Annotated in this window: 14 protein-coding genes and 2 pseudogenes; 9 read left to right on the top strand and 7 right to left on the bottom strand. The window is 73.1% G+C overall.

The window, feature by feature from the left end:
• The first annotated feature begins 2 nt into the window (after positions 1-2).
• Positions 3-1,745, top strand: coding sequence for a pyruvate dehydrogenase (locus NQU54_RS26305; protein WP_257633278.1), 1,743 nt, complete (start codon positions 3-5; stop codon positions 1,743-1,745).
• Between the two features lie 83 nt (positions 1,746-1,828).
• On the opposite strand, the gene NQU54_RS26300 is transcribed toward NQU54_RS26305, so the two are convergent.
• Complete coding sequence (locus NQU54_RS26300) at positions 1,829-5,008, bottom strand: alpha-mannosidase (RefSeq protein WP_257633277.1); 3,180 nt, start codon at positions 5,006-5,008, stop codon at positions 1,829-1,831.
• Positions 5,009-5,345: 337 nt separating this feature from the next.
• Between NQU54_RS26300 and NQU54_RS26295 the strand changes: the two genes are divergently transcribed.
• Positions 5,346-5,732, top strand: coding sequence for an ATP-binding protein (locus NQU54_RS26295; RefSeq protein ID WP_372506035.1), 387 nt, complete (start codon positions 5,346-5,348; stop codon positions 5,730-5,732).
• A 98-nt stretch (positions 5,733-5,830) separates the two neighbouring features.
• Here the strand turns inward: NQU54_RS26295 and NQU54_RS26290 are convergent, their stop codons facing one another.
• Entirely contained in the window at positions 5,831-6,991 is a 1,161-nt protein-coding gene (locus NQU54_RS26290) for a DUF2637 domain-containing protein (protein ID WP_257633276.1), read from the bottom strand.
• 346 nt (positions 6,992-7,337) lie between these two features.
• Between NQU54_RS26290 and NQU54_RS26285 the strand changes: the two genes are divergently transcribed.
• Positions 7,338-8,027: a GntR family transcriptional regulator gene (locus NQU54_RS26285; protein WP_372506034.1), complete on the top strand. Its 690-nt coding sequence runs from the start codon at positions 7,338-7,340 to the stop codon at positions 8,025-8,027.
• A 177-nt stretch (positions 8,028-8,204) separates the two neighbouring features.
• Here the strand turns inward: NQU54_RS26285 and NQU54_RS26280 are convergent, their stop codons facing one another.
• Both NQU54_RS26280 and NQU54_RS26275 read right to left on the bottom strand, forming a co-directional pair.
• Positions 8,205-9,086: a hypothetical protein gene (locus tag NQU54_RS26280; RefSeq protein ID WP_257633275.1), complete on the bottom strand. Its 882-nt coding sequence runs from the start codon at positions 9,084-9,086 to the stop codon at positions 8,205-8,207.
• 111 nt (positions 9,087-9,197) lie between these two features.
• Positions 9,198-11,006: a PucR family transcriptional regulator gene (locus NQU54_RS26275; RefSeq protein WP_257633274.1), complete on the bottom strand. Its 1,809-nt coding sequence runs from the start codon at positions 11,004-11,006 to the stop codon at positions 9,198-9,200.
• A 233-nt stretch (positions 11,007-11,239) separates the two neighbouring features.
• Here NQU54_RS26275 and NQU54_RS26270 point away from each other — a divergent pair, with 233 nt between their 5' ends.
• From NQU54_RS26270 to NQU54_RS26245, 6 genes and pseudogenes are all read left to right on the top strand, one after another.
• Complete coding sequence (locus NQU54_RS26270) at positions 11,240-12,130, top strand: FAD binding domain-containing protein (RefSeq protein ID WP_069867107.1); 891 nt, start codon at positions 11,240-11,242, stop codon at positions 12,128-12,130.
• Positions 12,121-12,393: pseudogene (locus NQU54_RS26265) on the top strand ((2Fe-2S)-binding protein); the annotation flags it as partial. The gene NQU54_RS26270 and the pseudogene NQU54_RS26265, both read left to right, overlap by 10 nt.
• Positions 12,394-12,819: 426 nt before the next feature.
• Positions 12,820-13,050, top strand: a pseudogene (locus tag NQU54_RS26260) ((2Fe-2S)-binding protein); the annotation flags it as partial.
• Between the two features lie 2 nt (positions 13,051-13,052).
• Positions 13,053-15,452 carry a xanthine dehydrogenase subunit D gene (gene pucD, locus NQU54_RS26255; protein ID WP_257633273.1) on the top strand — a complete coding sequence of 800 codons (2,400 nt, stop codon included), beginning with the start codon at positions 13,053-13,055 and terminating at the stop codon, positions 15,450-15,452.
• A gap of 95 nt (positions 15,453-15,547) precedes the next feature.
• Positions 15,548-16,699 (top strand): XdhC family protein, encoded by a 1,152-nt coding sequence (locus tag NQU54_RS26250; protein ID WP_257633272.1) that lies wholly within the window; start codon positions 15,548-15,550, stop codon positions 16,697-16,699.
• Between the two features lie 178 nt (positions 16,700-16,877).
• A complete protein-coding gene (locus NQU54_RS26245) occupies positions 16,878-18,575 on the top strand; it encodes a glycoside hydrolase family 6 protein (RefSeq protein ID WP_257633271.1) in 1,698 nt (565 codons plus the stop codon).
• Between the two features lie 9 nt (positions 18,576-18,584).
• On the opposite strand, the gene NQU54_RS26240 is transcribed toward NQU54_RS26245, so the two are convergent.
• The 3 genes from NQU54_RS26240 to NQU54_RS26230 form a co-directional block, all read right to left on the bottom strand.
• Positions 18,585-19,475: a phosphatidylinositol-specific phospholipase C gene (locus NQU54_RS26240; RefSeq protein ID WP_257633270.1), complete on the bottom strand. Its 891-nt coding sequence runs from the start codon at positions 19,473-19,475 to the stop codon at positions 18,585-18,587.
• 143 nt (positions 19,476-19,618) lie between these two features.
• Positions 19,619-20,791 (bottom strand): magnesium and cobalt transport protein CorA, encoded by a 1,173-nt coding sequence (locus tag NQU54_RS26235; protein WP_257633269.1) that lies wholly within the window; start codon positions 20,789-20,791, stop codon positions 19,619-19,621.
• 450 nt (positions 20,792-21,241) lie between these two features.
• On the bottom strand, positions 21,242-22,192 hold the full coding sequence (locus NQU54_RS26230) for a helix-turn-helix transcriptional regulator (protein WP_372506033.1): 951 nt from the start codon (positions 22,190-22,192) through the stop codon (positions 21,242-21,244).
• Between the last annotated feature and the right edge of the window lies 1 nt (position 22,193).

The raw sequence follows: 22,193 nt of genomic DNA, 5'->3' as shown, positions 1-22,193 counted from the left end.
CGATGGCCAAGCAGACCGTGGCGGAGCAATACGTGGACATCCTGGTGCGCGCCGGGGTGCGGCGGATGTACGGGGTGGTGGGCGACAGCCTCAACCCCGTGGTGGACGCGATCCGCCGCAACGCCGCGATCGAGTGGATCCAGGTGCGGCACGAGGAGACCGCCGCGTTCGCCGCCGGTGCGGAGGCGCAGCTCACCGGGTCCCTCGCCGCCTGCGCGGGCTCCTGCGGCCCCGGGCATGTCCATCTGATCAACGGGCTCTACGACGCCCACCGTTCCATGGCCCCGGTCCTCGCCCTCGCCTCGCACATCCCCAGCAGCGAGATCGGCACCAGCTACTTCCAGGAGACCCACCCCGAGCGGCTGTTCCAGGAGTGCAGCCACTACTGCGAGCTGATCTCCCACCCCCAGCAGATGCCCCGCGTCGTGCAGACCGCCGTTCAGCACGCGATCGGCCGCAGCGGGGTCAGCGTGGTGGCCCTCCCCGGTGATATCGCCGCCCGTCCGGCGCCCGAGCGTGCCGAGGAGCACGCCCTGGTGACCTCCCGGCCCACCGTGCGTCCGGGCGACGCGGAGATCGACCGGCTGGCCGCCATGGTCAACCGGGCGGAGCGGGTGACGCTCTTCTGCGGCAGGGGCTGCGCCGGGGCACACGATGAGGTGATGGCCTTTGCCGAGCTGGTGAAGGCGCCGGTGGGGCACGCCCTGCGCGGCAAGGAGTGGATCCAGTACGACAACCCGTACGACGTCGGCATGAGCGGTCTGCTCGGCTACGGCGCGGCCTACGAGGCCACCCATGAGTGCGATCTGCTGATCCTGCTGGGCACCGACTTCCCGTATGGCGCCTTCCTGCCCGCCGATGTGCGGACCGTGCAGGTGGACGTACGCGCCGAACACCTGGGCCGCCGCTCCAAGCTGGACCTGGCCGTCTGGGGCGATGTCCGGGAGACGCTGGGCTGTCTGACGCCGAAGGTGCACCCCAAGGCCGACCGCCGCTTCCTCGACCGCATGCTGAAGAAGCACGCCGACGCGCTGGAGGGCGTGGTCAAGGCGTACACCCGCAGGGTCGACCGGCATATCCCGATCCACCCGGAGTACGTGGCCTCGGTGCTGGACGAGGAGGCCGCCGACGACGCGATCTTCACCGTGGACACCGGGATGTGCAATGTGTGGGCCGCGCGCTATCTGTCCCCCAACGGCCGCCGCCGGGTGATCGGCTCCTTCACCCACGGTTCGATGGCCAACGCGCTGCCGCAGGCGATCGGCGCCCAGTTCATGGACCGCCGCCGCCAGGTGATCTCGATGTCCGGCGACGGCGGATTCACCATGCTGATGGGCGACTTCCTCACCCTCGTCCAGTACGACCTGCCGGTGAAGGTGATCCTCTTCAACAACTCCGCGCTGAGCATGGTCGAGCTGGAGATGCTGGTCTCGGGCCTGCCCCCGTACGGCACGGCCTACCGCAACCCCGACTTCGCCCAGATCGCCCGCGCCGCCGGGGTGTACGGCGAGCGGGTGGAGAAGCCCAAGCGGCTGCGGTCCGCGCTGCGCGCCGCACTGCACCACAAGGGGCCCGCGCTCCTGGACATCGTCACGGACCCCAACGCGCTGTCCATCCCGCCGAAGATCAAGGCGGAGATGGTGACCGGCTTCGCGCTCTCGGCCAGCAGGATGGTGCTGGAAGGGGGCGTCGGCAAGATGGTCCAGATGGCCCGCTCGAACCTCCGCAACGTGCCGCGCCCCTGAACATGAGCAGTCTCCGGGCCCCCGGCAGGCCGGGGCTCGACTTCCGAGCCCCGGCCGGCCGGGAAGCCCCGGCCGTCAGCCCCTCACCCCACCGGCCGCAGCCGCAGCGTGAGGATCTGGTGCGGGCGCAGGGCCAGGGTCAGCCCGCCCGGGCCCGTGGCCGCCTCGTGGAGTGGCCGCTCCAGCAGGTCCGTCACATCCGCCCCGAGCACCGGGAAGCCGGTGACCAGCGTGCCCGCCGCCCGGCCGCCCTGGGACTCGTACAGCCGCACCACCACATCGCCGCTGCGGTCCTCGGCCAGCTTGACCGACTCGATCGTGATCGCGGGGTTGTCCACCGACACCACTGGCGCCCGCTCGGCCGGTCCGGCGGGCACGGTGCGCAGCGGCAGGTTGAGGGCGAGTCCCTCGGCCACCGCCTCGGCGACGCCCGCGCCCGGCAGCAGGGCGTAGCGGAAGCGGTGGACGCCCAGGTCGGTCTCCGGGTCGGGGCTGTGCGGGGCGCGCAGCAGGGTGAGCCGCACGGTGGTGCCCAGCACCTCGCCCTCGCCCGCGCTGTCGGTGCCCTCGCCCGTGTCATGCGCCGTACGGGTCACATCGTGGCCGTACGTGGAGTCGTTGAGCACCGCCGTCCCGTACCCGGGCTCGGCGACCCGCAGCCAGCGGTGTGCGCAGATCTCGAACCGGGCCGCGTCCCAGCTGGTGTTGGTGTGGGTGGCGCGGTCCACATGGCCGAACTGGATCTCCGCGGTGGACACCTTGGCGTGGATGTCCAGCGGGAACGCCGCCTTGAGGACCTTCTCCGACTCCTGCCAGTCCACCTCCGTGGCGATGTCGAGACGCCGGTCGCCCGCGGCCAGCGTCAGCTCCTGGGTGATGCGGGAGGCGCCGAAGGACCGTATGACCCGGACCGTGGCGCGCAGCGGGCCGGACTCGATCAGCTCGACGGACTCGGCGCCGGTCAGATCGGTGTGGGAGCGGCGGTAGTGCCGGTCGATGTCCCAGGCGTCCCAGTGGTTGGGGTGGTCGGGGTGGAGCTGGAGGAGGTTGCCGCGGGAGCCCGGGGCCAGCACCTCACGGCTCGCGTCCAGGTCCAGTACCGAGGTCAGCAGCCCCTCGGCGTCGATGGTCACCCGCAGCCGGTCGTTGTCCAGGACGATGGACTGGCCGTCGCTCAGGGCGGTCACCGGCGGTGCCCCATGGGGTGCGCCACTGGTGGCGGCCGCGGCCCGCGGGGCGGCGCCCAGGGGTGCCGCGCCCAGCCCGGCGACCCGCACCGCGACCGCCGTACGGCCCTCGTCCAGCGGCTGGACCGGGGCCCCCGACGGCAGGGCGGCCGCGGTCTCCGCGTCCAGGACGGCGATCTCCTCGCGCTCGTACGGCGAGGCGTTGAGAACGGTGGGTCCGCCGCCGCCCAGCGCCGCCACCGCCTCCGCGACGATCCCCTCCAGCTCGGCGAAGACCATCTCGTAGGTGTCCCGCGCCTCGCGGTGCACCCAGGCGATCGACGAGCCGGGCAGGATGTCGTGGAACTGGTGCAGCAGCACCGTCTTCCAGATCCGGTCCAGGGCGTCGTACGGATAGGCGTAGCCGGGTGTGTGCAGCGCGGCGGCGGTGGCCCACAGCTCGGCCTCCCGCAGCAGATGCTCGCTGCGCCGGTTGCCCTGTTTGGTCTTGGCCTGGGTGGTGTACGTGGCCCGGTGCAGCTCCAGATACAGCTCGCCCGACCACACCGGCGCCTTGGCCCCGTACTCCCGCTCGGCCTCCGTGAAGAACGCCGAAGGTGGCTGGATCTCGACGGTCGGCGAGCCCTCCAGGGAGGCGAGCCGCCGCGCCTTCTCCATCATCTCGCGGGTCGGGCCGCCACCGCCGTCGCCGTAGCCGAAGGGCACCAGCGAGCGCGTGGCCAGCCCCTTGTCGGCGAAGTTCCGCTCGGCGTGGGCGAGTTCGGCGGCGCTGAATTGGGCGTTGTAGGTGTCCACCGGCGGGAAGTGGGTGAAGACCCGGGTGCCGTCGATGCCCTCCCACCAGAAGCTGTGGTGCGGCATCTTGTTGGACTGGTTCCACGACAGCTTCTGGGTGAGGAACCACCTCACCCCCGCCAACTTGGCGAGCTGCGGGAAGGCGGCGGTGTAGCCGAAGGAGTCCGGCAGCCATATCTCCTCGGTGTCCACCCCCAGCTCCTCCAGGAAGAACCGCTTGCCGTGCACGATCTGCCGGGCCAGCGCCTCACCGCCGGGCATATTGGCGTCCGACTCGACCCACATCGAGCCCACCGGCGCCCAGTTGCCGTCCGCCACCGCCTTCTTGATCCGCTCCCAGATGTGCGGCTGGTTCTCCTTGACCCAGGCGTACTGCTGCGCCTGTGAGCAGGCGAAGACCAGCTCCGGGTACTCGCCCGCGAGCGCGGTGACATTGGCGAAGGTACGGGACGCCTTGCGCACCGTCTCGCGCAGCGGCCACAGCCACGCCGAGTCGATATGGGCGTGCCCGGCCGCCGAGACCCGGTGCGCGCTCGCGTGCGCGGGACGGCTCAGCACCTCGGTCAGCTCGGCGCGGGCGGCGGCCGCGGTGGCGGGGACATCGTGCAGATCGAGCGCGTCCAGCGCGTTCTCCAGGGCGCGCAGGATCTCATGGCGGCGCGGCCGGTCCCGCGGCAGCTCGCGCATCAGCTCCGACAGCACCTCGATGTCCAGGACCAGATGCCAGACGGTCTCGTCGAGGACGGCCAGCTCGGCCGAGGCGAAGCGGTACAGCGGCTCGTCCCCGGCGGTCAGCACATCGCCGAGCCGGGTCGGGGTGAAGCCGTCGCGCAGCACGGACGGATTGGCGGCGGCCTCCAGCAGCAGTCGTACGGGCTCGCCACCGGCCGCCGGGGCCGCGACCGGGATATGGCGGTTGCGCGGATGGATGCCCTTGATCGGCACCCCCTCCGCGTCGTACACCAGCCCCTCGGCCTGGAACCCCGGGCCGTCGTCGGTGAAGCCCGGGTCGATGACGGCCTCCACCCGCCGCCCCGCCCACTCCTCGGGCACCGCGCCCTCCAGCCGGAACCACCAGGTCGACCACGGACTGCCCCAGTCCGTGCCGGTGGTGAACGGCTCGTACGTGCCCGCCAGCGCCTCCGCGACCGGCACCGGCTCACCGGGGGTGCGCCATGCGGAGAGGGTCAGCGGCACCCGGGCCGTGTACTGGGCGGGCCTGATGAACTGGCGCAGCGCGCGGTCCAGGCGCCCCTCCACCAGTGGTCGGTCGTCGTGCATCACGGCTCCTCGGCTCGCGCTCGATGGATCACTCAGCGGATCACATCGAACATTTCCCTCGGTGTGTAGGGGGCAACACGCGGGCATGCATTTCCGTGAGCGTGTTCGACGACATTCGACGCTGGCCGTCACCTCGGGGCGGCCGGGGCGGGGGAGGATGAAGCGTCAGCCTGTACGGTCGGGCCGGGGGAGCGGCAGACCGGATGCGAGGCCGAAGGCCGCGGGGGCTGTTCCCGGATCCGCGGACGCCGTTCCGCGGGCAGCGGGGACCGCGGGGGTCGCCCCGGAGACCGCTGGGGCCGTCCCGGCGGAGCGTGGCCCGGCGCTGACCAAGCGATTGGCGCGCGGCGACCTCGCGGCGGTGGCGCGGGTCCGCGCGGAGCTGCGCGAGATGCTGCGGCACTGGGGCGGGCCCGGCCGCACCGATCTGGCCGAGCTGCTCACCAGCGAGCTGGTGACCAACGCGCTGGTGCACACCGACCGGGGTGCGCGGATCACGGCCGCGCTGGGGGACGGGCCGGGCGCGCGCGTCACCGGGCGATTACGGGTGGAGGTGCGGGACTTCGTGTCCCGGCACCCGACGCTGCGCGACCGGCCCGCCGAGGACAGCACATCCGGGCGGGGACTGCTGTTGGTGCATACGCTCGCGGACGCCTGGGGCGTGCGGGCGCACGGGGTGGGCAAGGTCCTGTGGTTCGAACTCGAAGCCGAAGGCGTTCCGTAGCCGCGCCCCGCGGAGGTGCGGTGCGATGGCGCGTTCATGGACCCGCCGGGCGGCGGGCGGGGACATGTGCCCCCGCCCCGGCCACCCGCTCGGCCCGCTCAGCCGAAGGCGCGCTCGATCTGCGCCAGCTTCTCCTCGAGGGAGTCCAGCCGCGGGATGGTGAGGGTGTCGTCCTCGGCGGTGAGATCGATGGTACGGGGACTGTCGGCCTCGGCGTCCTTGTCCTTCTCACCGAAGCCGAAGCTGAAATCCCGTTCGCGGCCCTTGTCCCGGTCATGGCCCAGGTCGCCGGTGGCGGACTCGGCGCCGCGCGCGGACCGCAGAGCGGGCCGGGCGGAGGCCCCGGCCAGCTGGGCCTGCTCCGGGACCCCGGCGGTCTCCAGCACGTTCTCGCCCATGGCAGGCTCCGAACCGAGCTGCGCGGGCGGCGGGGTGGCGGCGGTGACCTCCACCTGACGGCCGCCGCGACGGCCCCACATCCGGTGCTGCCGGTTGATCGCCCGGATCCGGGCCCGGTCCAGCTTCTCCTGATCGCGCCGGCGGGCGCGGTTGTCTTCCTTCTCGCGCCGGTCCTCGCGGACCTCCTCGACCGCCTCGTCCAGCGTCCGCACGCCCTCCAGCAGCATCAGCGACCATGCGGCGAAGGTCTCGCGCGGAGCGCGCAGCCAGCGGACGACGCGGATCTGCGGCAGCGGCCGCGGCACCAGGCCCTGCTCGCGCAGCGCCGCCCGGCGGGTCTGCTTCAGGGCCCGGTCGAAGAGGACCGCCGCCGAGAGCGACATGCCCGCGAAGAACTGCGGAGCGCCCGCGTGGCCCATGCCGCGCGGTGCGTGCACCCAGTTGAACCAGGCCGCCGCGCCCGCGAACAGCCACACCAGCATGCGCGAGCCGAGCGCCGCGTCACCGTGGCTGGCCTCCCGCACCGCCAGCACCGAGCAGAACATCGCCGCGCCGTCGAGACCGAACGGCACCAGGTACTCCCAGCCGTTGGTCAGCGCCAGGTTCTCCCGTCCGAAGCCCACCAGGCCCTGGAAGGAGAGCGCGGCGGCCACCCCGGCACAGCAGAACAGCAGAACATAGGCGGCCATCCCATAGATGGCCTCCTTACGGCGCCGACGCTCCTCGCTGCGCTCCCATGAGTCGGTCGTGACGCTCTCGTCCTTCTTCCGTCGGCCGCGCGCGAGGACAACCGCCGCCCCCACGACGCCGGCGAGCGCTACGACGACTGGCAGGACCAGCGATATGTCGGTCAGTCTCATCCGGTGCCCCTTGATTGGCTTCCATGAAGTTCCGGCCGCAGTGCGGCCTACCGCGCGCGACATCCTGGCGGAATCCTGCCGGGCCTCGAGCGGTTTTGGGACAAGAGGCCGCCAAGTAGGCGGGGGGACACGCGTATAGGTGCGATGCGATCCGAACACTCGCGCTGTGCAAGCGGCTTGATTCTATTCACGGAACCCGATCGCGGGTAATCCGACCGATCGGCATGGCGGTCGGCATACTGTCCGTGTACACGGAGCAACGTTACTGCGACCTTAAATGATGTTTACGGGCTTTGCCCCGGGGCGGCCTCCGCATATCGTTCGATGGGATGTCAGGAGGACCGGAGTGGAGCAGTCCGAAGCACACGTGGCGATGGAGCGGCCGCCCTCCTGCGGCGCGCCCTCGGCACGCAGGTCCCCGCGCCGCCACTCGGTGCGCGGCCAGATCCTGGACGCCCTGCGGGACGCGCTGGCCGGCGGTGAGCTGACCCCGGGCGAGGTGTACTCCGCCCCGGTCCTTGCCGAGCGCTTCGGCGTCTCCCCCACCCCCGTACGGGAGGCCATGCAGCAGCTCGCGGGCGAGGGCGCCGTCGAGGTCGTGCCCAACCGGGGCTTCCGGGTCGCCCGCCGCAGCGAGCGCGAGCTGGCCGAGCTGGCCGAGGTGCGGGCGCTGCTCGAGGTCCCGGTGTTGCTCAGCCTGGCCGAGGTGATCGCGCCCGAGCGCTGGGCCGGGCTGCGGCCCTTCGCCGAGGCCACGGCCGCGGCCGCCGTGAGGGGCGACCGGGCCGCCTACCTGGAGTCGGACCGCACCTTCCACCAGACCGTGCTCGGTTTGGCCGGAAACCAGCAGCTCGTGATCGTCACCGACGATCTGCACCGCCGCGCCCAGTGGCCCCTGGCCTGCGGCCGGACCACCCGCACCGCCGACCTGGTCGCCGACGCGGAGGAGCACATGGCCCTGCTCGACGCCCTCGTCGCCCGCGACCTCGACACGGTCGAACACCTCACCCGCGCCCACTTCGCCCCGACGGTCTGAGGGCCGCTGGGCCCCGGCCGTCCGAGGGGCTCGGCGAGGGCGTACGAGCCCCCGCGTACGGCCCCGGGCCATCTCAGCACCACCTCGACCCCACCCGAGCGACCTCCCTCGGCCACCTCTTCGGCCTGAGCCGGAGCGCCCCGGGGCGCGGTGTGCTCGCCCCGGGGCCGGGCCGGGTCAGTCGACGGTGTCCGTGGGGGCCAGCTGTTCCGCGAGCCAGACCGGGACGCCGCCCAGGAGGCGGACCAGACGGCCCGCCTCGGTGCGCAGGCGGGTGGCCTCCTCAGGGTCGGGTTCGACATCGGCCAGGGCGGCCAGGGCCGGGGCGATGCCGACCAGATAGCCCAGCTCCTCCCGGATCCGCAGCGACTCGGCGAAGCCGTGCCGGGCGTCCGGCAGATCGCCGTCGGCCTCCGCCATGGCGGCCAGATGGCGCCAGGTGAACGAGCGGAGCAGGGTGTCGCCGTGGGCCGCCGCGCCCGCGTGGGCGCGCTGGAAGGCGGCCGTCGCGCCGGTCGGATTGTGGGCGAGGTGCTGGGAGATCAGCCCGCGCCGGAAGTCCAGCAGCGGCCGGATCGCGGAACCCGGTGAGAGCAGCGCGGCGGCGCGGCCGAGCGCGGTCCGCGCCTCGTCGGCCCGGTCCCGCACCCCGAGCAGCGTGGACGCGTACGCCAGATAGCCCCGCTCGCACGCGGTCGCGCCCCGCTCGGTGTCGGTGAGCGCGAGCGCCTCGGCCGCCCGCAGGGCGTCCTCGGCCGCGTCCCAGCCCGCGGAGGTGTACATGCACCGTTCGATCAGGACGGCGCTGCGCTTGAGCGCCGCCGAGGCGTCGTCCACCGCGTGTGGTGTCAGCAGCTCGGCGGCGTCCTTCCAACAGCCGCGCGAACGCAGCCGCCATACCGCCGTGTCGAGTGGGTCGTCCACGAGCGGGTCGAGCCCGCGCCCCGTTCGTACCTCGGAATGGGGATCTGACGATCCAGGTGGTGACATGGCGGTGTCCGCCACATTGCCCTCCCCAAGCGCGCCATCGAGCCGGAAGCTGTGGGCGAATCTCAGCATGAATGCGAGGGCCCGGCCAAGAGGTTGGTGTGAATGAATTCACAAACCCCTGGCAAGGGTGACGCCGCACTGGGGGCAGATGGGGTGTTCTCGGGGCGCTTTCGCGGCGCGTCAGCTCATGCGCAGTGCGAGGAAGAAGTCCAGTTTGTCCTCGAGGCGTGACAGGTCGCGCCCGGTGAGCTGCTCGATCCGGCCGACCCGGTAGCGCAAGGTGTTGACGTGCAGATGCAGCCGGGCGGCGCAGCGCGTCCAGGAGCCGTCGCAGTCCAGGAACGCCTCCAGGGTCGGGATCAGCTCGGCCCGATGGCGCCGGTCGTACTCGCGCAGCGGATCCAGCAGCCGGGCGGTGAAGGCGCGCCGCACATCGTCCGGGACGAAGGGGAGCAGCAGAACGTGCGAGGCCAGCTCCTGGTGGCCGGCCGCGCACACCCGCCCGGGGCGCGCGGCGGCGACGCGCCGGGCGTGCCGGGCCTCCTCCAGGGCGCCGCGCAGCCCGTCCGCGGAGTGGACGGCGGCGCTCACGCCGAGGGTCAGCCGGCCGTCGCCGTCCAGGCCGCGGGAGAGCGGCTCCCGGACGGCGGCCAGCAGCGCGTCGGCGTGCAGCCCCTCGGCGTCCACGCCGCCGTCGTACGGGCCGTCGGCGAGTGCCGGGAGCGGGACCAGCGCCACCGCCTCGTCGCCGGTGTACGCCACGGCGATCCGGTCCGAGGGCTCGGGCCCGGACGCATACGGGTCGACCAGGATCTCCTCCAGCAGCGACTGGGCGACCCGGCCGCCGGGGGCTGAGCCCTCCCTGCCGCCCTCGCGTACGCCGCTCTGCCGCGCCCCGTTCTGCCGCGCCCCGCTCTCCCGTGCGACACCCTCCCGTGCGACACCCTCCCGTGCCCCGCCGCCCCCGCCGTTCCCCTCCGCCGCGGTGACGCCCCACTCCACCCGGGCCACCACCACCTGCCAGTGCGGCGCCGTGCCGAGCCCCGGCAGCAGCACCGGGGCGGCCACCCGCAGCCTGGCCGCCACCTCGGCGGGCGGCGCGCCCGTCTGGACCAGCTCCAGCACCTCCTGGGCGAGTCTGCGCCGCACCGTGCGGGACGCGTTCCGCCGGTCGCGCTCGACCGCGATCAGCTGGGTGACCCCATGGAGCAGATCCAGCCGCTCCTCCGGCCATTCGTCGGCGTCCGCGCCGACCACCAGCAGCCAGTCGGACAGCACGGTCTCGCGCACATCGTCGCCGGTGTCGCCGCTGCGGATGGGGAAGAGGGAGTACGTGACGCCGTCCGCGCCGGTCATCCGGTGCGGGCCGCGCCGCCCCTCGCGCAGGGCGGCCAGCTGCTCGCCCGCCAGCCGGGCGCGGACCTCCGCGGGCGGCTCGGGGGCCGCTCCGGCGGCGGTGGGCCCGGCGATCCGGCGGCCGGTGGAGGAGAGCACCCACGCGGCCAGGTCCAGGTCCGAGCGGAGCAGATCCAGGACCACCTCGGGGCCGCCGCCCGCGGGCCCGGACGTCATCAGTCGGCGGTGGCGGTCGACGACCGCCGCCAGATCCCCCGCGCGCTCACCGGAGACCTGGCGCACCACATGCTCGGTGATCGTGGCGAACGCGACATCCTCGACCACGGAGAACAGCGGCAGCCGATGCCGTCCGCAGGCCAGCACCAGATCCTCGGGCACGGCGCCCAGCTCGGCCTCGCCCGCCGCCAGCCCCGTCACCCCGGCCGCCGCGAGGATGCGGACGAACCGCTCGGAGTCCTCCGGTTCACGCCGCCAGGCGAGCCCGGTCAGCACCAGCTCACCGCCGGAGAGATAGCGGCTGGGGTCGCGCAGATCGGTGGTCATCACGCCGCGCACGGTGCGGTCCAGCTCGTCCTCGCCGCCGAGCAGCCGCAGTCCCAGGCTGTCGTTCTCCAGCAGTGCGCGCAGCCGCATGTGATGCCAGCCGATCTTGTTCCGTGTTGCCGGTCGAATACCGCGAGGTTTCCGGTCCCCGCCGTTCGTTCGAATCTACAAGACCCGCCGCCTGGCCAGCCAATTGCTTCATGTCTTCGGTGACTGCACCAGGTGGCCCACACCTCGGTCTACTGGCGGTGAGCCGTGTGCAGAGTTCTGGGAGGGCGCTCCCTCCCGCCCACGCCACGCCGACGATTCGAGAAGAGAGACCCATGGACTTCCTGCGCCCCGCCGGCTGGGAGGAGGCGCTCGCCGCGAAGGCCGAGCACCCCACCGCCGTGCCCATCGCGGGCGGCACCGATGTGATGGTCGAGATCAACTTCGATCATCGGCGGCCCGAGTACCTGCTCGATCTGACCCGCGTCGCCGAGCTGGCCGAATGGGAGGTCACCGACCGTACGGTCCGGCTGGGCGCCGGGGTCCCGTACACCCGGATCATCGAGGAGCTCCGGGCCGAGCTGCCGGGGCTGGCGCTCGCCGCGCACACCGTCGGCTCACCGCAGATCCGCAACCGCGGCACCGTCGGCGGCAACCTCGGCGCCGCCTCGCCCGCCGGGGACGCCCATCCCGCGCTGCTCGCGGCCGGGGCCGAGGTGGAGGCGGCGTCGGTGCGCGGCACCCGGCTCATTCCGGTGGAGGAGTTCTTCACCGGGGTCAAACGGCATGCCCTGGCGCCCGATGAGCTGATCCGGGCGGTGCACATCCGGAAGGCGGACGGTCCGCAGCAGTTCTCCAAGGTCGGCACCCGTAACGCCATGGTGATCGCGGTCTGCGCCTTCGCCGTCGCGCTCCATCCGCGCACCCGCACCGTGCGCACCGGCATCGGATCGGCCGCGCCCACGCCCGTACGGGCCAGGGAGGCCGAGGAGTTCCTGGGCGGGGCGCTCGAGGAGGGCGGCTTCTGGGACAGCGGCGCGCCCCTCGCCCCGTCGGTGGCCCGGCGGTTCGCCGAGCTGTGCGCCGGGGCGTGCCGTCCGATCGACGACGTACGCGGCACCGCCGCCTACCGCCGCCACGCGGTGGGGGTCATGGCGCGCCGCACGCTCGGCTGGACCTGGGAGGCGTATCGCGAGGGAGACGGGAGGACCGCACAGTGCGCGTGAACATCACGGTCAACGGGCGGCCGTATGCGGCCGATGACGTCTGGGAGGGCGAGTCCCTGCTGTACGTGCTGCGCGAGCGGATGGGGCTTCCCGGTTCGAAGAACGCCTGTGAGCAGGGCGAATGCGGTTCCTGCACGGTCCGCCTCGACGGGGTGCCGGTGTGCGCGTGCCTGGTGGCGGCGGGGCAGGCCGAGGGCCGCGAGGTGGTCACCGTCGAGGGGCTCGCCGACCACGCACGGCAGCGGTTCACGCAAGCGGCTGGAGCCGTCTGCCCCGGTGAGCCCGAGGAGGGTCACCCGGGGGCGCATGGGGCGACCCGCCCCGGGGGGCCCGAGGCCCGCCCCGGGGGGCCCGGGGTCGGCCGCGCCGACGAGCAGCCCGAGGCGGGCCATCCTGGGGCGCCTGGGGCGACCCGCCCCGTGGGGCCTGATGCGGCCCGTTCCGTGGCACCCGAGGCCCGCCCCGTAGAGCCTGATATGGCGCGTCCCGCGGAGCCCGGGGGCGGCCGCCCTGTGGGGCCTGAGGGTGCCCGCCCGGGGAAGCCCGGGGTCGGCGGCCCCGTGGGGCCCGGGACGGGCCGCCCCGGCGAGCCTGATGCGGCCCGTCACGCGGGGCCTGACGCGGGCCACCCCCTGGAGCCCGAGGCCGTCCGTCCCCGGCGGCCGGAGCCATCCCGCCCCGGGCAGGCCGCCCCGCTGGCCCCGGTCCAGCAGGCGTTCATCGACGCCGGTGCCGTCCAGTGCGGCTTCTGCACCCCGGGGCTGCTGGTGGCCGCCGATGAGCTGCTGGAGCGAAACCCCGACCCCTCCGACGCCGATATCCGCGAGGCGCTCTCCGGCAACCTCTGCCGCTGCACCGGCTACGAGAAGATCCTGGACGCGGTCCGCCTGGCGGCCGCCCGCACCGGGGAGGCGGTCTGACCATGGCGGCCGACCGCACCACCAGTGCCCCCACCACCCTCACCCAGGCCACCGGAGCCGCCAGGGGGACCGTCGGCGAGTCCACCCTGCGCCCCGACGGCACCCTCAAGGTGACCGGCGAGTTCGCGTACTCCTCGGATCTGTGGCACGAGGACATGCTGTGGGGCTTCACCCTGCGCAGCCCGCACGCCCACGCCGCGATCAGATCCATCGACACCGGCGAGGCGCTCGCCCTGCCCGGGGTGTACGCCGTGATGACTCACGCCGACCTGCCCGCCGAGACCCACTACGGCCTGGAGATCCGCGACCAGCCGGTGCTCGCGAAGGACCGGGTCCGCTACCACGGCGAGCCCGTCGCGATCGTCGCCGCCGACCACCCCGAGACCGCCCGCCGCGCCGCCGCCCGGATCGCGGTGGAGTACGAGGAGCTGCCGCTGGTCGTCGACGAGGCCACCGCCACCGCCCCCGACGCCCCGCTGCTCCACCCCGGCCGCCGGGACCACCACGCCGCCCACGTCCCGCATCCGAACATCGTGCACCGGCAGCCGGTCCGGCGCGGCGATGTGGCCGCCGCCAGGGCCCGCGCCGATGTGGTGGTCCGCCGGGACTACGAGGTGGGCATGCAGGACCAGGCGTTCCTCGGCCCGGAGTCGGGGCTCGCGGTGCCCGCCGAGGACGGCGGTGTGGACCTCTACATCGCCACCCAGTGGCTGCATGTGGACCGCGATCAGCTCGCCCCGGTCCTCGGGCTGCCCGCGGACAAGGTGCGGCTGACGCTTTCGGGGGTGGGCGGGGCGTTCGGCGCGCGCGAGGACATGTCCATGCAGGCGCACGCATGTCTGCTGGCACTGCGCACCGGACGGCCCGTCAAGATCGTCTACAACCGGTACGAATCCTTCTTCGGCCATGTCCACCGCCACCCCGCCAAGCTCACCTACGAACACGGCGCGACCCGCGACGGCACCCTGCTCTACGTCCAGTGCCGCATCGTCCTGGACGGCGGTGCGTACGCCTCCTCCTCCCCGGCGGTGGTCGGCAACGCCGCCTCCCTGTCGATCGGCCCCTATGTCGTCGAGAACGTCGATGCCGAGGCCATCGCCCTCTACTCCAACAACCCGCCCTGCGGTGCGATGCGCGGCTTCGGCGCCGTCCAGGCGTGCTTCGCCTACGAGGCGCAGATGGACGCGGTGGCGGCCGAGCTCGGCCTCGACCCGGTGGAGTTCCGGCAGCGCAACGCCATGTCCCAGGGCGCCACCATGCCCACGGGGCAACTGGTCGACTCCCCGGCCCCGGTCGCCGAGCTGCTGCGCCGGGTCAAGGCGCTGCCGATGCCGCCCGAGCGCGTCTGGGAGGCGGCGGGCGGCCCGGTGGACGTACGGGCCCTGCCGGGCGGGCTGTCCAACACCACCCACGGCGAGTCCGTGGTGCGCGGAGTGGGCTATGCGGTCGGCATCAAGAACGTCGGCTTCTCCGAGGGTTTCGACGACTACTCCACGGCCCGGATCCGGCTGGAGGTGATCGGCGGCGAGCCGGTGGCCCTGGTGCACACCGCGATGGCCGAGGTCGGCCAGGGCGGAGTCACCGTGCACGCCCAGATCGCCCGCACCGAGCTGGGCGTGGACCGGGTCACCCTCCACCCGGCCGACACCCGGGTCGGCTCGGCCGGCTCCACCTCCGCCTCCCGCCAGACGTATATGACGGGCGGCGCCATCAAACACACCTGCAAGGCGGTCCGGGAGGAGGTGCTGCGGCGCGGCCGCGAGCGGTTCGGCGCCTCCCACCCGGCGTGGGCCGCGGCCGAGGCGCCGCGGCTGGCGGACGGCAAGGTGGTCACCGAAGGCGGCGAGGTGATCGGCGACCTCGCCGAGATCCTCGGCGACGGGGCGATCGAGCTGGAGCGGGAGTTCCGGCACCGGCCGACCGAGCCGTTCGATCCGCGCACCGGACAGGGGTTCGGCCATGTGCAGTACTCCTTCTGCGCCCATCGCGCGGTCGTCGAGGTGGACACCGAGCTGGGTCTGGTCAAGGTGGTCGAGCTGGCGGCCGCGCAGGACGTGGGCAAGGCGCTCAACCCGCTGTCGGTCGTCGGGCAGATCCACGGCGGTTCGGCGCAGGGGCTGGGGCTCGCCGTGATGGAGGAGATCGTCGTCTCGCCGGACGGGGCGCGGGTGCGCAACCCGTCGTTCACGGACTATCTGATCCCCACCATCCTGGACACCCCGGCCATGCCGGTGGAGGTGCTGGAGCTGGCCGACGACAACGCCCCGTACGGGCTGCGCGGTGTCGGCGAGGCGCCCACGCTCTCCTCGACCCCGGCCGTCGTCGCCGCGATCCGCGCCGCCACGGGCCTGTCCCTGAAGCGCGTGCCGGTCCGCCCGGAGCACCTGATCGACGGGCGCTGACCAGGGCATCGCCGCCGCCCTCCCGGGCCGGGGCAGATATCGGAAGGTAGATGTGTTGTTCCGGTTATAGACCCGCCACCAAGGAGCTGATCACCATGCTGGACATCGCCGCCGAGCTGCACCGCTGGTGCGAGAAGGGCCGGGACTTCGCCGTCGCCACCGTGGTCTCCGTGGGCGGCAGCGCGCCCCGGCAGCCCGGCGCGGCCCTCGCCGTGGACGCCGACGGCACGGCGATCGGCAGCGTGTCCGGCGGCTGTGTCGAGGGCGCGGTGTACGAGCTGTGCCAGGAGGCGCTGCAAACCGGCGAGACCGTCCGCGAGACCTTCGGCTACTCCGACGAGGACGCCTTCGCGGTCGGCCTGACCTGCGGCGGGGTCATCGATGTCCTGGTCACCCCGGCCCCGGCGGCCGACCGCCGGGTGCGCCCGGTGCTCGCCGCCGCGGCGTCCGCCGCCGCCGAGGGCCGGACGACGGCGCTGGCCCGGATCGTGGACGGCCCGCCCGAGCTGCTGGGTGGCGCCCTGCTCGTTCACCCCGACGGCGGCTGGGACGGCACCCTGGGCGGCCACCCCGAGCTGGACCGTACGGCGGCCGCGGAGGCCCGCGCCCTGCTGGACGCCGGGCGCACCGCGACCGTGGTCATCGGCGCCGAGGGGAGCCGCTGCGGGCGGCCGGTCACCCTGCTCGCCGAGTCCAGCGTGCCGCCGCCGCGCATGATCGTCTTCGGGGCGGTCGACTTCGCGAGCGCGCTGGTGCGGATCGGGAAGTTCCTGAACTACCACGTCACGGTCTGCGACGCCCGTCCGGTCTTCGCGACCGCGCTCCGCTTCCCGGACGCCGACGAGGTGGTCGTCGACTGGCCGCACCGCTATCTCGACGGGACCGAGGTGGACGCCCGCACGGTGCTGTGCGTGCTCACCCACGACGCGAAGTTCGATGTGCCGCTGCTGGAGCGGGCGCTGCGGCTGCCGGTGGCGTACGTCGGCGCCATGGGCTCCGCCCGCACCCACCGGGACCGGCTGCGGCGGCTGCGCGAGGCCGGGGTGGGCGAGCCGGAGCTGGCCCGGCTGCGCGCCCCGATCGGGCTCGACCTCGGCGCCCGTACGCCCGAGGAGACCGCACTGTCCATCGCGGGCGAGATCGTGGCACACCGGCGGGGCGGCAGCGGAATGCCGCTGACGGGTTCCGGGACCCCGATCCACCACGACACGCGGGAGCCCGCGGAGCGGATCGGCTCGGTCGCCTGAAGCCTGATCGCCTCGCCATCTGAAAACAGATCAGATCACAGAAGGATCTTCTGACATAAGGCCACTCCTGAGCGGGAAAAACCCTCCGCCAGCTGGCGGAGGGTTCATTTGCCGGGTGCCGGTTCCTGAGTGAGAGTCAGAAACCGACCTTGGTCCTGCCGCCCCCTGGAGTGCGCACGTGCGTAAGAGACGCAAGATCATCACCGTGTCGACGGCCGTCGCGGCCGCTGCCACCCTGCCCCTGCTGATGAGCCCCGTGGTGAGCGCGGCCGTGCTGGAGGACGACGACGAGTCCTCGCGCATGACCCGCCTCTACGCCCCGCCTCCGGACCGGGACTCCTACCGCCAGGTGGCCCGGCTCGCCTGGCGGGGCGACTTCCGCGACTCCGCCGGGCTCCTCTCCATGGTGCGGACGCCGCAGGCGGTCTGGTACGGGGACGAGACCCCGGAGCAGGTCGAGCGGCTGGTCCGCAGGACGACGCGGAGCGCCGACTGGCAGGGGAGGCTGCCGGTTCTCGCCCTCTACAACGTCCCGGGCCGTGACTGCGGCAGCTATTCGAGCGGGGGAGCGGACAGCCTCGCCGAGTACGAGGCGTGGATCGACGCCGTCGCGGCGGGCATCGGCGACCGCGAGGTGCTGATCATCCTCGAACCCGATTCGCTGGCGCTGCTGCCCTCCGACTGCGCCGACGCCTCGAACGCCGCTCAGACCGCCGTCGAGCAGCAGACCGTCATCGAGGAGCAGACAACCGCCGACGAGCAGACAACTGCGGACGAGCAGACAGCTGCCGATGGGCAACCAGCTGCCGACGGGCAACCGGCTGCCCAGGAGCAGCCGGCCGCGGAGGAGTCGCCCACCGAACTTCCGCCGCTGCCCGACCCCGGCGCTTCCACGGCCCCGCCCACCGGATCGGCCGCCCCCGGCACCGGCCAGGAGGCAGCGCAGACCCCGGCGCAGCAGGTTCCGGACGCGCTGCCCGCCGCCTCCGAGACCCCGGCGCCCCAGCCCCCGGAAGTCCAGGAGCCCGCCGCCCTCGAGCCCTCCGCGTCCCAGACTCCCGCCCCCGAGCCCTCCACCGAGCAGCCCGGCACTCTCCCCGAGCTGCCCCCGCTCCCCACACCCGACCCGGTGACCCCGGAGGCCGGGAACTCCGTCGACCCTGACGAGCTGGACACCCCGGTGGTCGAGGACCCGGAGACCGCCGCCCGCTACTCCGAGATCAACTACGCGGTGGACGTCCTCACCGCGCTCGGCCAGACGTCGGTGTACCTGGACGCGGGCCACGCCGGCTGGCACTCCGTCAGCAGCATCGTGCCCCGTCTGATCAAGGCCGGGATCGACCGCGCCACCGGCTTCGCCCTCAATGTCTCCCACTACCAGACCGACCCGGACAGCACCTGGTACGGCCGGCTGATCTCCTCCTGCCTCGCCTACGCCGACGAGGGCGGGGACCCCGAGGAGTGCGCCGACCAGAGCTGGTCGCGGCGGCACGCCCGCCGCTGGCTGCGTGCCCACGCACCCGACGACCCGGCCGGTATGAAGCACTACGTCACCGACACCAGCCGCAACGGCCAGGGCCCCTGGACCCCCAGGGACAGGCACATCGACGCGCAGTCGTGGTGCAACCCGCCGGGGCGGGGCCTGGGCAGGCGCCCCACCACCCACACCGGCGACGCCCTGATGGACGCCGCGCTGTGGGTGAAGACACCGGGCCAGTCGGACGGGCGGTGCCTGCGCGGCACGGACGGGCCCCTGGACCCGGTGCGCGGCACGGTCAACCCCGAGGCCGGGGAGTGGTTCCCCGACCAGGCGCTGGAGCTCGTGCGCTACGCGGACCCCGCGGTCAAGGTCTTCCGGCGGACCGCCGGCCGCTGACCGCCGTGGTCAGCCCCCCGGATTGTGCCGGACGAGGGCGTCGACCAGGCCGGACGTGGTGTTCGGGAAGTCCATCGGAACGATCCCGAGCCCGGTCCAGCCCTGTGTCTCGGCGCCCTCCAGGAACGACTTCACCCGGGGGTTGAGCCGGTCCGAGTTGGAGCGGGGCGGCAGCAGGGCGGCGGTGGACACATAGTTGATGAACAGCTTGCCGGGCTCGGCCGCCGCCTTGCGGAACTGCGCCTCGATCTTGGGGTACTTGCCGATCGGCTCCGCCATGTAGTCGTCCTGGATGTCGAAGAGCGACCCGTCGCCGTACCGCACCCCCGGCATGTTGTCCGAGTCGGCGAGCAGCACCACCCTGCCCCGGGCCTGGCCCAGGGTGGGGAGGGTGTTGTCCAGGCGGAACAGCGAGCGCCAGCCCTTGTCATCCAGATAGGTGTCGAAGATCCGGCGGAACTCCGCGGCGCTCTCCTCCGAGTACTCCTGCTTGACCCGCATCAGCACGGTCTCCGACGGATGCGCGGAGAGGAAGGAGCGGCAGGCGCCGAGCACATCGTCGAAGTTGAGGTTCTGGTAGAAGGCGCCGTGGTGGATGGGGAAGGCGTTCTCGAAGGCGCGGCAGCGGATGTCCAGGAAGCGGATGCCGCTGTTCAGCTGGTCGGCGATGGTGGTGTTCTGACACTCCGTCCACGGACCGCCGAAGCGGGCGCCGGAGTCATGGCTTCCGGGCAGGGTCAGCCGCTGGACCGGGGTGGCGTCGGCGATGGCCGACAGCCAGTCCTGGGCGGCCGTCAGCCTGGGCGGCGCGGCGGTGGCCGTCGTGGCACCGCCGATGGCGGTGACCAGCCCCGCGGTGGAGAGCGCGGCCGCGCCCATGAGGAACCCTCGCCGGTCCATACGCCCACTCCCTCGCTCGCCTGCCCGTGCCGCACGGCATCGAAGCACAAACGGATGGGAGGGGCTACGGAAAACGGCTGAATCAGCGGTTCATCGAGGGATTCCCTAGAACCGCCGATCCAGCCGGTTCGGCTGGGGCGCCGTCAGAGCCAGTCGCGGCGTTTGAAGATGATGTACAGGCTGACGCAGACCACCGCCATCAGCAGGATCGCGAACGGGTATCCCCACACCCACGTCAGCTCGGGCATATGGGTGAAGTTCATCCCGTAGATGGTGCCGACCAGAGTGGGCGCGAAGAGGATCGCCGCCCATGCGGAGATCTTCTTGACCTCCTCGTTCTGCTCGAAACCCGCCTCGGCCAGCGCCCGCATCTCGGCGTTCTGCTGCTGGGTCACCAGGGTGGCGTTGACCGCGAGGATATCGGTGAGGGCGGAGCGGAAGCCGTCCACGCGCTCGCTGGTGTGGGTGACGTGGTCGGCGACGTCCCGCAGATAGCGCTGGAGCTCCTCGTCGGTGCCGTATTTGTCGAACCCCGCCATCAGCCCGTGCAACATCCCGACCAGCGGGCGGGTGGCGCGCTGGAACTCCACCATTTCGCGGGAGAGCTCATAGATGCGCCGCGACACCTCGGGGTCGCCGCGGAAGACCTCGGTCTCGATCTCGTCGATGTCGTTCTGCACCCCCGCCACCACCGGGGCGTAGCCGTCCACGGCCGCGTCGAGAATCGCGTACAGCACGGCCTCGGGGCCCAGCGCCAGCAGCTCGGGGGTGGACTCCATCCGGGCCCGCACCGCGGACAGGTCCGGGGCGGCGCCGTGCCGGACGGTGATGACGAAGTCGGGGCCCACGAAGACGTGCAGCTCGCCGAAGTCCACCTCCTCGGGCGCGTCGAGATAGCGCGCGGCGCGCAGCACCACGAAGAGCGTCTCGCCGTAGCGCTCCAGCTTGGGCCGCTGATGGGCTTCCAGAGCGTCCTCGATGGCCAGCTTGTGCAGATCGAACTCCTCGGCCAGCGAGAGCAGCTCGGCCTCGCTCGGCCGGTACAGCCCGATCCACGCCATGGCGCCCGTCTCCTCGCGCAGCCGCCGGTAGGTGGCGGCGAGGGAATCGGGAGTGCCGACCCGGCGGCCGCCGCGGTACACGGCGGCGTCCACCACACCGCGCTCGTCGATGTCCGGCGGGGCCCCATCGGCCGACGCGGCCGACGGCTCGCCGCGCCGCGGCCCCGGCGCGGGGCGCGGTGTGGCGTCGGCCCCGGCGGGACGCTGCCAGGGGTACCGCTTCGTGGGACGCGGGGTGCGGCGGCGCTCGGACATGGCGGGTCCTTTACGGATAGCGGGCTCGGAGCGGCGCCACCTCCGAGCCGAGCCGGGCGTCGTGCTCAGCGCGTCCGGGCCGGGGCGGCACCTCGCGGCATACGACTGGGAGGTTCACCGTCCATGGACCTCACCTCCCGTGTCGTGAGCACTGACCTCAGTGCAGGATATCGCCCCATATGACCGTGGTGCGCCCCGGGGGAGCGTTGGGTCACGGCGGGGGACCGCTTGACGCGATAGTTGCTCCAGATCAAGCAATTTCCGAAGGGCTACCCAGAGGGCCCGCGGTCCGGAGAGACCTCGGCCCCCGAGCCACGGAAGCCGCCACCGTCCCCACGCCCGCCACCCCGGCGCCCGGCGACGCCGCCGCGCCTCCCACCCCCTGCCCCGCTGCTCAAATGCGCCGAAGGCGCGAAACGGCGCCGCACCCGACCGACCCGAGAACGCGCGCTAAGGCAGCAGCCCCGCCCGGCGGGCCTCGACCACGGCGTGGAGACGCGTATGGGCCCCCAACTTCCGCATGGAGGACCGCAAATAGCTCTTGACCGTCTCCGGCCGCAGCCCCAACCGCTCCGCCGCCGCCGAATTCGTCGCCCCCGACGCCACACACGCCAGCACATCCACCTCGCGCGGCGACAGATCCACCCCGTGCGGTCGGCCCCGCTCCCGGCCGCGCCCCGAGGTGGCCCTGGCCAGCCGCCCGCAGGCGGTGAGAATCTCCGCCCGCAGCTGGGGGTCGGGCACCCGGTGCGCCAGGGCCCGCAGATCGCCATGGGCCTCGCGCACCTCCTCCCACACCGCCGGATCGGTCCACGCCACCGACTCCAGCGATTCCACCGACGCCAACGACGCCAACGGCTCCACCGATTCCGCCGTCGGCGCCCACCGCGCCCGCTGCCGCCGCTGCCGCGCCTCCGCCAGCAGCCGCCGCGCCTCGTCCCGCGCCGCCAGCTCCTGCGCCAGTTCGCGCTCCAGCGCCCGCTCCAGCTCGCGGGCCGCCTCCACGGCCGCGCTCAGCGCGCGGTCGCCGAGCAACAGCGGCTGGCGCAGCGCGCCGTACAGCACTCCGCGCACCTGCCCGCGCACCACCACCGGCACCGCGAGCATCGAGCGCAGCCCTTCCGCACCCACCGCCGCGTCGTACTCATGGCTGATCGCCCGCGAGGTGGGGTAGTCCGCCACTGAGATCGGCCGGGACATGGTGAGGACCTTGCCGCCCAGGCCGTTGCCGGGTGTGACGGCCAGGTCCCGTAGGGAGTTGGTCGTGGTGCCGGTGAGTTCCGAGATCCGGAACTGCCGCGAGCCGGAGGACAGTCCGCCGAACGCGACGGGCAGCCCACCGCGTCGGCGCATCCGCTGAAGTGTGCTCCGTACGTCGACGGCCCCGTCCGATCCCGCCACG

This window comes from Streptomyces malaysiensis subsp. samsunensis (genome assembly GCF_024519315.1).
GTDB lineage: Bacteria > Actinomycetota > Actinomycetes > Streptomycetales > Streptomycetaceae > Streptomyces > Streptomyces malaysiensis.
The sequence above is the reverse complement of the archived record's forward strand: the minus strand, read 5'-3'. Positions and strand labels throughout refer to the sequence as shown.